At 28.5% G+C, this 14,914-nt stretch carries 15 protein-coding genes; 9 read left to right on the plus strand and 6 right to left on the minus strand.

Annotated features, from left to right (window positions below):
• Window positions 1–79: 79 nt before the first annotated feature.
• From BUA86_RS05075 to BUA86_RS05085, 3 genes are read left to right on the plus strand one after another with little or no spacing between them, the layout of a single operon-like run.
• The gene (locus BUA86_RS05075; RefSeq protein WP_072930477.1) at window positions 80–3,190 is read left to right on the plus strand and encodes a UvrD-helicase domain-containing protein; all 3,111 of its coding nucleotides are present in this window, start codon (window positions 80–82) and stop codon (window positions 3,188–3,190) included.
• Window positions 3,190–4,998: an excinuclease ABC subunit UvrC gene (uvrC, locus tag BUA86_RS05080; protein WP_072930479.1), complete on the plus strand. Its 1,809-nt coding sequence runs from the start codon at window positions 3,190–3,192 to the stop codon at window positions 4,996–4,998. Before BUA86_RS05075 ends, uvrC begins: the two co-directional genes overlap by 1 nt.
• On the plus strand, window positions 4,976–5,419 hold the full coding sequence (locus BUA86_RS05085; RefSeq protein WP_072930481.1) for an MFS transporter: 444 nt from the start codon (window positions 4,976–4,978) through the stop codon (window positions 5,417–5,419). The genes uvrC and BUA86_RS05085 overlap by 23 nt, the downstream gene beginning before the upstream one ends.
• A gap of 342 nt (window positions 5,420–5,761) precedes the next feature.
• Here BUA86_RS05085 and gcvT read toward each other — a convergent pair whose 3' ends face one another.
• The gene (gcvT, locus tag BUA86_RS05090; protein WP_072930483.1) at window positions 5,762–6,838 is read right to left on the minus strand and encodes a glycine cleavage system aminomethyltransferase GcvT; all 1,077 of its coding nucleotides are present in this window, start codon (window positions 6,836–6,838) and stop codon (window positions 5,762–5,764) included.
• Between the two features lie 77 nt (window positions 6,839–6,915).
• Entirely contained in the window at window positions 6,916–7,278 is a 363-nt protein-coding gene (locus tag BUA86_RS05095; protein ID WP_143147245.1) for a hypothetical protein, read from the minus strand.
• A 43-nt stretch (window positions 7,279–7,321) separates the two neighbouring features.
• Here BUA86_RS05095 and BUA86_RS05100 point away from each other — a divergent pair, with 43 nt between their 5' ends.
• The 3 genes from BUA86_RS05100 to BUA86_RS05110 all read left to right on the plus strand — a co-directional run bounded on the left by BUA86_RS05100 (window position 7,322) and on the right by BUA86_RS05110 (window position 8,943).
• Complete coding sequence (locus tag BUA86_RS05100) at window positions 7,322–8,029, plus strand: YiiX/YebB-like N1pC/P60 family cysteine hydrolase (RefSeq protein WP_083580307.1); 708 nt, start codon at window positions 7,322–7,324, stop codon at window positions 8,027–8,029.
• A 170-nt stretch (window positions 8,030–8,199) separates the two neighbouring features.
• Complete coding sequence (locus tag BUA86_RS05105) at window positions 8,200–8,508, plus strand: GIY-YIG nuclease family protein (RefSeq protein ID WP_072930489.1); 309 nt, start codon at window positions 8,200–8,202, stop codon at window positions 8,506–8,508.
• Window positions 8,509–8,604: 96 nt separating this feature from the next.
• Complete coding sequence (locus BUA86_RS05110; RefSeq protein WP_072930490.1) at window positions 8,605–8,943, plus strand: hypothetical protein; 339 nt, start codon at window positions 8,605–8,607, stop codon at window positions 8,941–8,943.
• 610 nt (window positions 8,944–9,553) lie between these two features.
• Here BUA86_RS05110 and BUA86_RS05125 read toward each other — a convergent pair.
• The 4 genes from BUA86_RS05125 to BUA86_RS05140 are packed head-to-tail and all read right to left on the minus strand — an operon-like array spanning window position 9,554 to window position 11,681.
• Window positions 9,554–10,006, minus strand: coding sequence for a peroxiredoxin (locus tag BUA86_RS05125; protein WP_072930495.1), 453 nt, complete (start codon window positions 10,004–10,006; stop codon window positions 9,554–9,556).
• On the minus strand, window positions 10,003–10,413 hold the full coding sequence (locus BUA86_RS05130; protein ID WP_072930497.1) for a 6-pyruvoyl trahydropterin synthase family protein: 411 nt from the start codon (window positions 10,411–10,413) through the stop codon (window positions 10,003–10,005). Before BUA86_RS05130 ends, BUA86_RS05125 begins: the two co-directional genes overlap by 4 nt.
• Window positions 10,414–10,418: 5 nt before the next feature.
• The gene (idi, locus tag BUA86_RS05135; RefSeq protein WP_072930499.1) at window positions 10,419–10,940 is read right to left on the minus strand and encodes an isopentenyl-diphosphate Delta-isomerase; all 522 of its coding nucleotides are present in this window, start codon (window positions 10,938–10,940) and stop codon (window positions 10,419–10,421) included.
• 27 nt (window positions 10,941–10,967) lie between these two features.
• On the minus strand, window positions 10,968–11,681 hold the full coding sequence (locus BUA86_RS05140; RefSeq protein ID WP_072930501.1) for a biotin--[acetyl-CoA-carboxylase] ligase: 714 nt from the start codon (window positions 11,679–11,681) through the stop codon (window positions 10,968–10,970).
• A gap of 94 nt (window positions 11,682–11,775) precedes the next feature.
• Here BUA86_RS05140 and rsfS point away from each other — a divergent pair, with 94 nt between their 5' ends.
• The 3 genes from rsfS to BUA86_RS05155 all read left to right on the plus strand — a co-directional run bounded on the left by rsfS (window position 11,776) and on the right by BUA86_RS05155 (window position 14,914).
• Window positions 11,776–12,144 carry a ribosome silencing factor gene (gene rsfS / locus BUA86_RS05145; protein WP_072930503.1) on the plus strand — a complete coding sequence of 123 codons (369 nt, stop codon included), beginning with the start codon at window positions 11,776–11,778 and terminating at the stop codon, window positions 12,142–12,144.
• Window positions 12,145–12,163: 19 nt separating this feature from the next.
• Window positions 12,164–14,176 carry an ATP-dependent zinc metalloprotease FtsH gene (gene ftsH, locus BUA86_RS05150; protein ID WP_072930505.1) on the plus strand — a complete coding sequence of 671 codons (2,013 nt, stop codon included), beginning with the start codon at window positions 12,164–12,166 and terminating at the stop codon, window positions 14,174–14,176.
• Between the two features lie 132 nt (window positions 14,177–14,308).
• Window positions 14,309–14,914, plus strand: a complete 606-nt coding sequence (locus BUA86_RS05155; RefSeq protein WP_072930507.1) for a hypothetical protein — start codon at window positions 14,309–14,311, stop codon at window positions 14,912–14,914.

Below are 14,914 nucleotides of genomic sequence, written 5' to 3' on the forward strand. Positions count from 1 at the left end.
GTTTTTTATTGCCCTAGGTTTTGGTTTATACATTTTCTACTTTTAAGAAGATTGTTTAACTTTCCTAAAAATTATTGATTTGTTACAAGCAGGCGATTTCAAGATTTACAATGCATCTGCCGGTGCAGGTAAAACGTACACATTGGTAAAAGAATTTCTTTCGTTGTTGTTAACACATGAAAGCGATTATCATTTTGAGCATATTTTAGCTATAACGTTTACCAACAAAGCGGCTGGTGAAATGAAAGAACGAATTATCGAAACTTTAGAAGAAATTGCTAAAAGTACAAATCCGAAAGAAGATCGTTATATAATGGAATTAGCTACAGAGCTAAACATGAAACCTGAAATTATAAAAACGAAGGCGCATCATATTTTAATTGCCATTCTACATAATTATTCTAAATTCTCTATTTCAACAATCGATAAATTCAATTTACGTTTAATGAAATCTTTTGCTCAAGATTTAGGTTTATCCATGAATTTTGATGTAGAAATGAACACCAACGAGATTATATCTGAATCTGTAGATTTATTGTATTCTAAAATTGGTGAAGATGAAAAACTAACGCAAACCATGATAAAAATTGCGCTAGATAACATGGACGATAACAAATCATGGGATATCAGAAAGTCTTTATCTGCCGATACAAATGATATTTCTAACGATCGTCATTTACAAGATTTAGAAAAACTAAAAAATATTTCTTTAGATGAGTTTGTTCGCTATCGTAATGTCATTTATCGTGATGTAAAAATTTTAAAAGAGGGTTTAATATTAATCGGAAATGAATTTCATGATTTGCTTTCAAATAATGGTATTTCTGTCAACGAATTACCAGGAAAATCTCGTGGAATAGCTGCATTTTTTATTAAATTAAAAAATTATGATGGGTCAGGTTTAATTTTACCAACAGATGCTAATTCTAAAGATATGTTAGATGGTGGCTACTTATCAAAAGTAAAAGATGCAACTGCAGAAACCATTTTTCCTCAATTAAAAGATTTATTTGATAAAGCAGCTAGCATTAACGATCATTTACTTTTATTATCATCAATCCAAAAAAATATTTCATCTATTTCTTTAATTAACGAAGTTGAGAAATCATTAGATGCTATAAAAAAAGAATCGAATGTTTTATTAATTAATGAGTTTAATACCATTATTAGTAAAAATTTACAAGAGCAACCTGCTAATTTTATTTACGAGAGAATTGGTTCTCGTTACAATCATTATTTTATTGATGAGTTTCAAGATACTTCTACGCTACAATGGAATAATTTAGATCCTTTGGTAGAAAATGCACGCGCACAATCGGATACGATTATGTTGGTTGGTGATGCAAAACAATCTATATATCGTTGGCGTGGAGGAAATCCTGCGCAAATGATTGATTTGATTGATAGAAAAGGAGAAGAAAATATAAAGGTTGAAGAACTTGAAAAAAATTGGCGTAGTCACGAAAAAATTATTCAATTCAATAACGAATTATATTCATTTATAGCACCTCAGCTTAATTTACCAAGTTTTCAGTATTTATATGAAATTGGAAATAAACAATTGACCAATCACCAAAAAGATGGTTTTGTAAAAATTAATTTTATTGAGCAAGAAGGTCGATCTAAAGATTTATACAAAGAACAAAACCTAGAGTTGGTTCTTAAAACGATACATGAATGTTTAGAAAACGGATTTGCTTTAAGCGATATTGCTATTCTAGTTCGTAGTAATGCACAAGGTATTTTGTTAGCGAAACATTTAACAGAAAATAATTTAGTCGTTATTTCTAACGAAGCATTATTACTAAAGAATTCGTTCGAAATTCAGTTAATAGAATATCTATTCAAAATAACGTCTAATCCAATGGACGAACAAGCAAAAATTCGTTTCTTAATGGTTGCTTATGAATTGAATCTTTTTACAACAGATGATTTAACTATTACAGTAGAAAATGCTTTAAAAGGTGGTTTAACTAAATTTATAGAGCTTGCAAAATCTATCGGAATTGAATTAAGTTTTATTCTAGATCAGAATTTATCGTTGTATGATTTTACTGAGAAAACTATTCGTTCGCTTAATTTACAAGATCGTTCTCCTGCTTATATTTTAAATTTCTTAGATGTTATTTTAGAATATTCATCTAAAAACGAATCTGATTTAAATTCGTTTCTAGAATTCTGGGAAACTAAAAAAGATAAAGCAAGTATAAAAACACCAAAAGGAGTTGATGCTATTCAGATTATGACCATTCATAAATCGAAAGGATTAGAATTTCCTGTTGTTATTTTACCATTTTTAGATTGGCAAAAGAAAAATTCTAAAATCTGGATTCCATTACAAAAAAATGAAGAAAATCCATTCGAGACATTTTATGTTGGAATTAATAGTGAATTGAAATCAATTAAAAACGAAGAAATTAAAACCAAAATTAACGAGGAAGAAAGTCTTGTACAATTAGATGAAATTAATACACTTTATGTAGCCACAACTCGCGCTAAAGAACAATTGTACATGATGGCTTTAAAACCAAAAGAGAAATCAACTTCTAGTTCTATTGCTAATTATTTACAAGAGTTTGTTTGGCAACAAGGTTTTTCTGATGATGAAGTTATTTTAAAAGGTTCACAGAACAGAGTTTCTCAACCAAAAATAAAAGAAAATGCATCTGCAGAACTTAAAATTTATTCTTCTGACTGGAATACGCGTTTGGTAATTAATACCAATTCTGAGAAAGCACAAGAAAAACTAAAATTTACCGAATTTGGGAATACTGTTCACAATATTTTACAACAAATTATTACAGCAGATAATTTACCCAAAATCATTGAAAGTGAAAAACAACGGGGAACACTTTCTTATGAGAATACCGATCATTTGCAAAAAACTTTGCAAAATCTATTACAAGACCCTAAATTAGTTCCATATTTTGCTGATGGATTAACGGTTTTAAATGAACGTGATTTTATAGATGAGCATGGTCAGATTTTTAGAGCCGATCGTGTTGTAATCGATTCAGATAATAATTGTTCTATTATTGATTATAAAACTGGACAACCAGATTTAGAGCAACATTTTCAGGTAAATAGATATGCCGAATTTTTCGAAAAATTAGGCTATCATATTCAATCAAAAATGTTAATTTATATTGACGATCAAAAGCAAAAAATAAATGTTGTAGAGATTAATTGATGGATGATAATATTAAATTAAAATTAGCTAGTTTACCCGAAACACCAGGTGTTTATCAGTATTATAACAAAAAAGGAGATTTGTTATACATTGGTAAAGCAAAAAACTTGAAACGTCGAGTAAATTCATATTTCAATAAACAGCACGATTCTAAACGTTTGCGAGTTTTGGTAAGCAATATAGATAATATTGAAACCATTAACGTAAACTCTGAATACGATGCCTTATTATTGGAAAACAATTTAATAAAAGAGCATCAGCCTCGTTACAATATTCTTCTAAAAGACGATAAAACTTATCCTTGGATTTGTATTAAAAAAGAGCATTTTCCTCGTATTTTTTATACTCGAAATATTATAAAAGATGGTTCTGAATATTTTGGTCCTTATTCCAATGTAAAAACAATGAAAGTTTTATTGGGATTAATTAAGGAATTGTACCAAATTAGAACGTGTTCTTACGATTTAAATGAAAAAAATATAGAGAATAATAAATATAAAGTTTGTTTAGAATATCATATTGGGAACTGTCAAGGTCCTTGTGAAGGTTATCAAACCGAAGAAGAATATAACAAACAAATTGCTGCAATTCGCAGTATCATAAAAGGAGAATTTAACGAAGCAAAGCAATATCTAGTTGACCAAATGACAACATATGCCTCAGATTTAAAATTTGAAAAGGCACAAATGGTTAAGGAAAAGATTGAGGCTTTACAAAATTATCAGGCTCGTTCTACAATTGTTTCACCAACGATTACAAATGTTGATGTTTTCTCTATTACGTCGGACGAAGAATATGCATATGTTAATTTCATGAAGATTTATCATGGTGCAATTATACAGTCTTATACAGAAGAATGGAAAAAGAAATTAGATGAAACAGATGAGGATTTATTAGAACGTGCGATTATTGATTTTTCGGAACGATTTAATTTAACTTCTAAAGAAATTTATGTTCCATTTGAATTAAGTTTAGAGATTCCGTTCAGAAAAATTGTTGTTCCTAAAATTGGAGATAAAAAGCAGATTGTAGATTTATCTATAAAAAACACTAAAATATACCGTTTAGAACAACTTAAACAAACAAAAATTGTTGATCCTGATCGTCATACAAATCGTATCATGAATCAGATGAAGATTGATTTACGTTTACCAGAAGAACCAAGACATATAGAAGGTTTTGATAACTCTAATATTCAAGGTACAAATCCAGTTTCTGCTTGTGTAGTTTTTAAAAATGGAAAACCAAGTAAAAAAGATTATCGAATTTTTAATGTAAAAACTGTCGAAGGTCCAAATGATTTTGCGACAATGGAAGAGGTTATAGAAAGAAGGTATACTCGTGTTTTAGCAGAAGGAGAATCTTTGCCACAATTAATATTAATTGATGGTGGAAAAGGACAGTTAAGCTCTGCACTAAAATCTATTGATAAATTAGGATTAAGAGGAAAAGTATCTGTAATTGGAATTGCAAAGCGTTTGGAAGAAATTTATTATCCTGAAGATCCTTATCCATTATATTTAGATAAAAATTCTGAAACATTAAAAGTTTTACAACATGTTCGAGATGAATCTCATAGATTTGGGATTACTCGACATCGTAACCGTAGAAGTAAAAATGCCTATAATTCGGTTTTAGAAGAAATAGATGGTATTGGTCCACAAACAATTAAAGAATTATTAACAAATTTTAAGTCAGTAGAACGAATAAAAAACGCATCTTTGTTAGAGTTAACTGACGTTATAGGAAAGTCTAAAGCAAAAAAAATAAAAGATTATTTTTCAAATGATAAAAAATCTACTAATTGATAGAGATTTAACTTCTCTTTTAAACAATCCAAAGTTACAAGCTATCTTAGCAATTGTACCAATTACATTATTTGTACTTGGTATGTTAAGCTATTTCGGAATTTTTTATTCTATGTTTAGCACAATAGATTCTCAATTAGGACATGTTGGGAGTTCAAAATCATTAATTACTGCATTTCTAGGAAATTTATTCATCTTTATCTTATTGGTTTTAACGAGTTTCTTTACAGGTATTATCTCATTTGTATATTTTATAGTACATGCCTTAAAAAATCCTCAATTAATAAAAACTGATGAGCGTTTGATATGGATTATCACAATTATTTTTGGTAATGTATTAGGTATTTTTGCTTATTGGCTAACGAAGATAAAACGTAGAAAACCTCGTCCAATAATTGATCTGTATACAGATGATATTTAGAATTTAGAAACTAAATTTTATATTTTCAATTTCTATAAAATATAAAAGACTTCTTTGCAGAAGTCTTTATATAAATCATAATTAGTGTTAATTGCAATATTACTAGGCTGTAATATTTAATGAATCAAAAATAGAATATTATATTTTCCGAAGCAAAAATTTTTAAGTATTTTTTAAATAATTCTTAACGTTTTTATTAGATTGACACTAAAAATTCAAAAAAAAAGAGATTTTTCAAATAATTTAGATGAAAAATAAAAATAATTCATTTTCATATCTCATAAAAAAAGCAACTCTAAATAGAGTTGCTTTTTTTATATAGCTATATATTTTAATTCTTGTTTAAACAAAAGGAATTTTAACAACTTCTGCTAAAATATTTTTATCACGAATCTGAATTCTAATCTTTGTTCCAACTTTAGCAAAGTCAATATGAACATAAGCTAAACCAATTCCTTGTTTTAAAATTGGCGATTGTGTACCAGATGTTACAATACCTAAAGTATTTTCGTAATCATCTACCACTTTATAATCATGACGAGGAATTCCTCTTTCAATCATTTTAAATCCAACTAACTTCTTCTCTACTCCAGCCTCTTTTTGAGCTTTTAAAATATCAGAAGAAATAAAACCTGTATCTAATTTTGTTACCCAACCTAAACCAGCTTCTAATGGAGTTGTATCATCGTTAATATCATTTCCATATAAACAATAACCTTTCTCTAGACGTAAAGTATCACGAGAAGCTAAACCACAAGGCTCAATTTCAAAATCTTTTCCAGCTTCCATTACTTTATCCCAAATTTCGTTTGCTACTCCATTCGAAAAATAGATTTCAAAACCACCAGATCCTGTGTATCCAGTTGCAGAAATAATTACATTATCAATTCCAGCAAAAGTCCCAATCTCGAAATGATAGAAAGGAATTTCTGCTAAATTAATATCTGTTAAAGATTGCATCGCTTCTATTGCTTTAGGACCTTGAATTGCTAACAAAGACATTTCGTCTGATTTGTTTATTAATTCTACTCCAAAAGAATTGTGCTTGTTCATCCATTCCCAATCTTTCTCAATATTAGAAGCATTCACAACAGCCATCCATTCATTGTCAGCAATTTTATAGATAATTAAATCATCTACAATTCCACCTTTTTCGTTTGGCATTGCATTATATTGTGCTTGTTCTATGGCAACTTTTGTTACATCATTTGTTAATAAATATTGTAATAAATCTGTTGCTTTTTCTCCTTTTAAGAAAAACTGTCCCATGTGAGAAACATCAAAAACTCCTACTTTTTCACGTACTGCAAAGTGTTCTTGGTTAACACCCGCGTATTGTACTGGCATTTCGTATCCAGCAAAAGGAACCATTTTCGCACCTAAATCTTTGTGCTTTTGGTTTAATGCAGTTATTTTCATTGTTTGTTTGCTTTGATAATTTTATAATTGTTCCAAAAATAAGGAATTAATCTGTAGAAAAATGATTAGATAAAATTTTATCTTATTTTGTGTGTTAATTTTAAATCTCCGTCTGTAGCTTTATAAGGATCAAATCGTATAATTGATTTTCCTCCTTCGAAAAAGTTCATAAATTTCTGATTGATTTTTCCTGTAAGTTTTACAGTTTTACAGTCTTCACAAGGTCTAATAAGAATAGTATCATTTACTTCTCCTTTTAGTTTTACAATTTCATAACTGTATTTTTTATCTGGTTTTGATGATATTGTACTTTCAATAGATTTATTAAAATCATCAACAAAAAAAACTCTTCTATTTTTATTACTTCCAATAACAATAGCAACACCAATTATAATTAAGATTGTAACAATTGATATGGTCAAAATTTTTTTATAATCCATCTTTTTGGTTAATTCGTAGTCTAAATGTAACAATTCATTCCGAATGAAAAAAATATTCATTTTATTTCCTATCTTTTCAATTCTATTTGCGTTGATTATGAATAGTTGTTCTAACAATATAAAAGATCGTTCTACAGTTTTTCAAAAATTTATAATTCCAGAAAAATTAATTCAATTAAAAGAAATACAAGACGGAGATTTAATTTTTGTTGGTGCACAAACAGAAGAACTTTCAGGTGCAATAAGCAGAGTAACAAAAATATCAAATGAAACAAATTTTGATCATGTTGGTTTAATTGAAAAAACTGCTGATTCTATTTTTGTTTTACATGCTGCTCCAATGGGAGGATCTCAACGCGAAGAAATTCATCATTTCTATACTTCTCAAACAGAAAAGAAAAATTTAATTGTTATTTACAGGTTAAAAAAGGAGTTTCAACCTAGTATTCCAAATGCGATTATAAAAGCTAAAACAATGTTAGGAAAACCATATAATTGGTTATATATATTGAATGATGATGAATTGTATTGTTCTGACTTTATTGAACGAGCTTTCCGAGATGACAAAATATTTGAATTAATTCCGATGAATTTTAAAAATAAAGAAACTGGAATTATTGATAATTTTTGGATTGATTTCTATAAAAAGAAAGGTAAAGATGTTCCACAAGATGAGCCAGGTACAAATCCAAATCAGTTAGCGACTTCTGAGAAATTAGAAAAAATTGGAGTTTTAGAGTTAGAAAGGTAATTTGTATGTCCTTTAGAAAACAAAAGCATTTATTAATATAGATAAGGCTATTCAATTTGAAAAACATGCAAAATTCTTCGACAGGCTCAAAATGACAAGGAATTTAATAATAAAAAGAACACTGTCACGTTGAGCCTGTCGAAACGTTAAACCTAATTAATTGAATTATTATGAAAAACTATTATGTATATATCATAAAATGCTCAGATAAATCTTACTATGTAGGAATAACAAATAATATTGAAAGAAGAATTTTCGAACATCAAGAAGGTATTGATCCTTATAGTTATACATTTAAAAGAAGACCAATAGAATTAATGTTTAAAAAAGAATTTATTAATGTAGATCAAGCTATTCAATTTGAAAAACAATTAAAAGGATGGAGTAGAAAGAAAAAAGAAGCTATTATAAATAATCAATGGGATAAACTTTCCGAATTATCTAAAAACAATCAAGATTCTTCGACAGGCTCAGAATGACAAGGAATTCAATAATAAAAAGCCACCTGTCTCGTTGAGCCTGTCGAAACGTTGAACCAACACATTTTAAAAACCTATAAATAAAATTACTTAATAATGGACAATCAAAATAAATTTACAATCATATATTCGTTCAAAATTTTCGATAATAAAGATATCGAATTTATTCAATGTTGGAAAGAGCTAACAGAATTGATTTACAAATTTGAAGGTAGTTATGGTTCAAAACTCCATAAAGTGAATGATAACTTATTTATAGCTTATGCTCAATGGCCTAATAAAGATGTTTTTAATCAATCAGGAAACAATCTTCCAAAAACTGCTAATAGTTTAAGACAAAAAATGCGTGAATGTTGTGTAGAAATAAAAAAAGAATTTGAAATGAATAGTATAGTTATTGATTTATTAAGTGATAAACAATACAATGATATTTAATTTATAAAACATGCTTTTAATTAACATCTTAATAATATTATCCATTAATTTATTAATAGGAATTGAAACTAAAGCAAAGAATAAAATAATTCTTATTGTTTTATTAGTTATTGGATTTATAACTTTAAATCTAACCTTTAAAACATTCGAAAATCTTTCTCTTATATATATTGTTTTATTGTTTTCTCTAGGAATTATTCTCACGAAACTATTTGAAAAATATGCTCCTATAAATGGTAAAATTGAAGGCTCTGAAAATTTCAAAAAATTTAGATTTGTAATTTTTAGAATTATTTTTCCATTTTTAATAACTGTTTTTCAAATTTTATTACTTAGCAATACTAAATTACAAAAAGATATATTAGATAACAATCAACAGAAGAATCAACAAAATCTCATAAAAGCTATTAAATAATACATATTTTTACAGCATGAAACAAAACATTTTATATTCTGTTCTATTCTTTTTTGTATTATTTGGATTAAAGTATTTATTTGATAAAAGTGATATACAATCCATGTTATTTACATCGATAATTGGAGCTATCATCTTTTTTATCTACCGTATAATTATTCGAAAATATTTACATAAAAAAAATGACCAAGAAGATTAATCTTTTTGGTCATTTTTTATTGCTTCTATCGCTTTTTCAATATGAATATTAGCAAGATTAGAAACTATGTGTTCTATTAATTTTCCTTGTTTGTTAAAGACAAATGTTTCTCTTGGTGTTAGCAAGCCAAATTTCTTTTTAATACCCAATAGTTTAGACAATTTTGCTCCTTTGTCCGAAAGTAATGGAAAATTAAGTTGATGTTTCGTATAGAATCTTTCATGAGAAGAAGTTGATTGTCCGTTAATACCAACTACAACAGCGTCTAATGCTTTAAAATCTGCATTTACATCTCTAAATTCACAAACTTCTTTTGTACAAGTTGGTGTAAAATCCATCGGATAAAAGAATAAGACAAAGTGTTTTTTATATAAAAACTCATCCGAATTAAACCAATTTCCTTTATTATCTTCCAACGAAAAAGTTGGTATATGATCTCCTATTTTCATTCTCCGGTGTATTCTACAAAATTTCGTGGTGTCTCGTACAAAGTAACTTTCAATTCTAATTCTGCGGCTAATTTTGCTCTAATTTTATTCCAAATTAAAATGACAATATTTTCTGCCGAAGGATTTACAGACTGAAATTCTTTAATATCGATATTTAAATTTTTATGATCTAAATATTCTTCAACCTCTTCTTCTATTATACTTCTCAATAAATCCAAATTCATCACAAAACCAGTTGTTGGATCTACATCGCCTTTTACAGCAACAATAATCTCGTAATTATGTCCATGATAATTTGGATAAGAACATTTACCAAAAACTTCGAAGTTTTTTTCATCACTCCAGTCTTTGTTAAATAATCTATGTGCCGCATTAAAGTGAGCTTTTCTATTTACAGTTACTTTCATTTGCGTTATATTTTAGTTTCAATATACGAAACATAATGTTCGAAAATTATTTTAAACCACGCTGTGTAATCTTGTGGATTAGCTTCTATATCACTTTTTAAATCTTCTAAATCAATCCAACGATAAGCCATTACCTCTTTCGGATTTAATTTTGGCTCGCCATCAAACAGACCTATAAAAACATAATCTAACTCGTGTTCTGTTAAATTATTATCTAAGTGTGCTTTATAAGTAAAATTAAATTTATAATCTAAATCACAGTCAAAACCCATCTCTTCTATTAAGCGTCTATGTGCCGCTTCTTCGTAAGATTCATTATCACGCGGATGACTACAACAAGTATTTGTCCATAAAGTTGGCGAATGATACTTATCTGCAGCTCGTTGTTGAATCATCAACTTTCCTTCAGAATTAAACACAAAAACAGAAAATGCACGATGCAATAAACCTGCAACATGCGCTTGTTGTTTTTCCATTAATCCTAATTTTTGATCATCTTGATCAACTAAAACTACAAATTCTTCCATAAAACAAAAATAGTTTTTTATCTACGATTAAAAAAGAAGTTCAATTTCTTTATGTCTAAATTCTTGTAATTTATTATCAATTTCTATCATCAAATTACCTGCATTATTAACATCTCTAATTATTCCTTTTGTAATTTCTCCGTTCAATTTAAATTTAGAAACCTCACCTTTTCTAAAAAGATGTTTAAGATACGTTTCATGAATTAAATCAAAATTCTTTTCTTCTAAAATCGAATATTGATTTTGAAATTCCTGCATTAATTCTGACAAAATTTCCTGAATGTCATATTCCTTGTCAGTAACATTTCGAATAGAACTTGCTTTTGGTAAGTGATTAAAATCAGTCTGATTAATATTTAATCCAATTCCTACAATTGAATGCATTTCCTGATTTGATCTGTAATTTTCAATCAATATTCCACAAACCTTTTTATCGTTCAAGATAATATCATTTGGCCATTTTACATTTGATTTTGAACTAAATTGCATTAAATAGGAGCAAATAACATTCGAAATCCATTCATTAAAATAAATTAAATTCTGAAATGTATAACTTGTTTTTAACAAAAAACTAAAGGTTAAATTTTCACCAGCAGTTACTTTCCACTCGTTACCAGCAAATCCTTTTCCTTTTAATTGGGTTTTTGCATGTATGACAGTCCAACTATTGGCACCTTTTTTGGATAAATCTATTAAATATTCGTTGGTATTAGATAAGGAATCAAAACTTATTAAGTTCATTTTTTTTTATTACTTTTATAAGAGGTTAAAGTTATTTTAAAAAAAATTAATCTTTAATAAGGATTCACTAAATTTGCGAATTACAAAATAGAAGATGATAGATACTCAATATACAAAGGACTTGCTAGATAGCATTGTTGAAGGAATTACAAACGTTAAAGGTGAAGAAATCACTATATTAGATTTAAGAGAAATAGAAAATGCTTTTTGCCAGTACTTTGTAATCTGCACAGGAAATTCAAATACTCAAGTTAGCGGTATAGCTGCTTCTATAGAAAGAACTGTAAAAACAGAAATGTCCGAAAGACCTTTTCATATAGAAGGAACACAAAATAATCAGTGGATTTTGTTGGACTATACTAATGTTATTGTTCATGTTTTCCAAAAAGAATTTAGAGAATATTACGATATAGAAAGTCTTTGGGGTGATGCCATAGAGACACGTATCGAAATGGAATATTAATTTAACGAAACCAAATAAATTGAAAAAAAATAACTTAAAACCATCAGGTTTTAATCCGACATGGATTTATGCCATCATAGGATTACTACTGATTGCCGTATTATTATTTTCGGATAATATTGGCGGGATGTCTGGTACTACGAAAAATATTGACCGTACAACATTTTTAACATACGTACAAAAAGGATATGTTAAGGAAGCTAATTTAGAAAAAGAATCTGGTAGAGTTACCGTTTATTTAACTGATGCAGCTTTAAATACAGAGGAATTTAAAAAGTTTAAAAAATCTAACGAGAATTTAAATCCATTTGTTGGTCCAAATCCAAATTTTACATTTAATGTAGCTGATGCAGGAAATTTTGAAAAAGATTTCTACGATAATGTTGAAAAAAGTGCAAATAAAACTGCAAAATTAAATACACAAGTTCCAAGTGGTTTTGGAGGTTTATTTGTTAATTTATTTATTTCTTTAATCTTCTTCGGATTAATCTATTTCTTCTTATTTAGAAGGATGGGTGCTGGAGGATCTGCAGGTGGTGGCGGAGGAATTTTCTCTGTTGGAAAATCTAAAGCAAAATTATTTGAAGGTGATGATCACATCAAAACAACTTTTAAAGATGTTGCAGGATTAGAAGGTGCAAAAGAAGAAATTGAAGAAATTGTAGAATTCTTAAAACACCCAGAAAAATTTACTAAACTTGGTGGACGAATCCCTAAAGGAGCGTTATTAGTAGGACCTCCAGGTACAGGTAAAACATTATTAGCAAAAGCTGTTGCTGGTGAAGCAAAAGTACCTTTCTTTTCTTTATCTGGTTCAGATTTCGTAGAAATGTTTGTTGGTGTAGGTGCTTCTCGTGTTCGTGATTTATTTAAGAATGCAAAAGAAAAATCTCCTTCTATTATATTTATTGACGAGGTTGATGCAATTGGTCGTGCACGTGGAAAATCAAACTTCACAGGTTCTAATGACGAAAGAGAAAACACTTTAAATCAGTTATTAACTGAGATGGATGGTTTCGGAACAGAATCTAATGTAATTGTAATTGCTGCAACAAACCGCGCCGATGTATTAGATAAAGCTTTAATGCGTCCAGGTCGTTTTGATAGAATTATACATGTTGATTTACCAGAATTAAACGAACGTAAAGAAATTTTCCAAGTTCACTTACGTCCATTAAAATTAGGTGAAGATGTTGAAGTAGAATTTTTAGCTAAACAAACTCCAGGTTTCTCTGGTGCAGATATTTTTAATGTTTGTAATGAAGCTGCATTAGTTGCTGCTCGTAAAAACAAAGATGTTGTTGAAAAGCAAGATTTCTTAGATGCTGTTGACCGTATTATTGGTGGTTTAGAAAAGAAAAGTAAAGTTATTAAACCTTCAGAGAAAAAGCGTATTGCTTATCATGAAGCTGGTCACGCAACAATTGGTTGGTTAACTGAACATGCTGCTCCATTAGTAAAAGTAACTATTGTTCCTCGTGGACGTTCTTTAGGTGCTGCTTGGTACTTACCAGAAGAAAGACAAATAACTACTACAGAGCAATTGTTAGACGAGATGTGTATGACAATGGGAGGACGTGCTGCAGAAGAAGTTGTTTTTAACAATATTTCTACAGGAGCATTAAGTGACTTAGAAAAAGTGACTAAACAAGCCTCTGCAATGGTTAGTATATATGGTTTAAACAAAGAAGTTGGTAATATATCTTATTACGATTCTTCTGGACAAAACGAATACGGATTTAGTAAACCATATTCTGAGCAAACAGCTCAAACTATTGATAAAGAGGTTAAGAAAATGATTGAAAATCAATATGAAAGAGCAAAAATTATTTTAGGTCAAAACCGAGATAAATTAGATATTCTTGCTCAGAAATTGATTGAAAAAGAAGTTATTTTTAGAGAAGATTTAGAAGAAATTTTTGGTCCAAGACCTTTTGTAAATGAACTAGATCAAATCGAAGAAAAAGGAAAAGAGATTATTGTTCCAGATCCAGATCAGGTTATTCAACCACAATCAGGTAATGATATTTAATAATCAACTAAATAATAAAAGAAAATCGTCCCAAAAGGACGATTTTTTTATTACTTTCAATTTATATTGTTAAAATTTATTACCTTTAGGCTATTGATTAAATTTATGTCATAAAAAAACCAATGAGTTTTCATGTGGAAAGCAATAAAAAACCTATTTAAAAAGACAAATAGAGCAGCAGAAGATGAACAAGAAAAAAATAATATAGATCTTTTTCATCCTAATTATTCTGATGAAGATTTATCCATAGATGAAGTTTTTGCAACAAACTTTAACGCTGGTGGAGGGCATTTCCTGTTTTGTGATAATAAAGAAGAAACTTTACATAATTTAAAAGAAATTGTTAAATACGAAAATGTTTCAGAATTAATATGTTTAGACTCAAATTTGCAAACTATTCTAGATAATGTAAATATTCCTTATGTAGAAAACCCTCAAGATTCTCGTTATACACTAAGTTTTCTTAATTGTGAGTTTCTTATCGCATTTGATGGAAGTATAATGTTATCTGCTCATCAAACTTATGGAAGAAATATTAATGATTTTCCGTCAAATTTTATTATCTATGCACGCCCATCGCAATTAGTAGAAAATATTGGATCGGCATTGCAAAAATTAAGAATATTAAAAAAAGAAAACCTTCCATCTAAAATAACTTCTATTCGAGGTAAGAATATGCACAAATTTCCTAACCTACAGAATGCGAAGAATATTTATTTGTTGTTGGTTGAAGATTAG

This window comes from Chishuiella changwenlii, assembly GCF_900142565.1.
GTDB lineage: Bacteria > Bacteroidota > Bacteroidia > Flavobacteriales > Weeksellaceae > Empedobacter > Empedobacter changwenlii.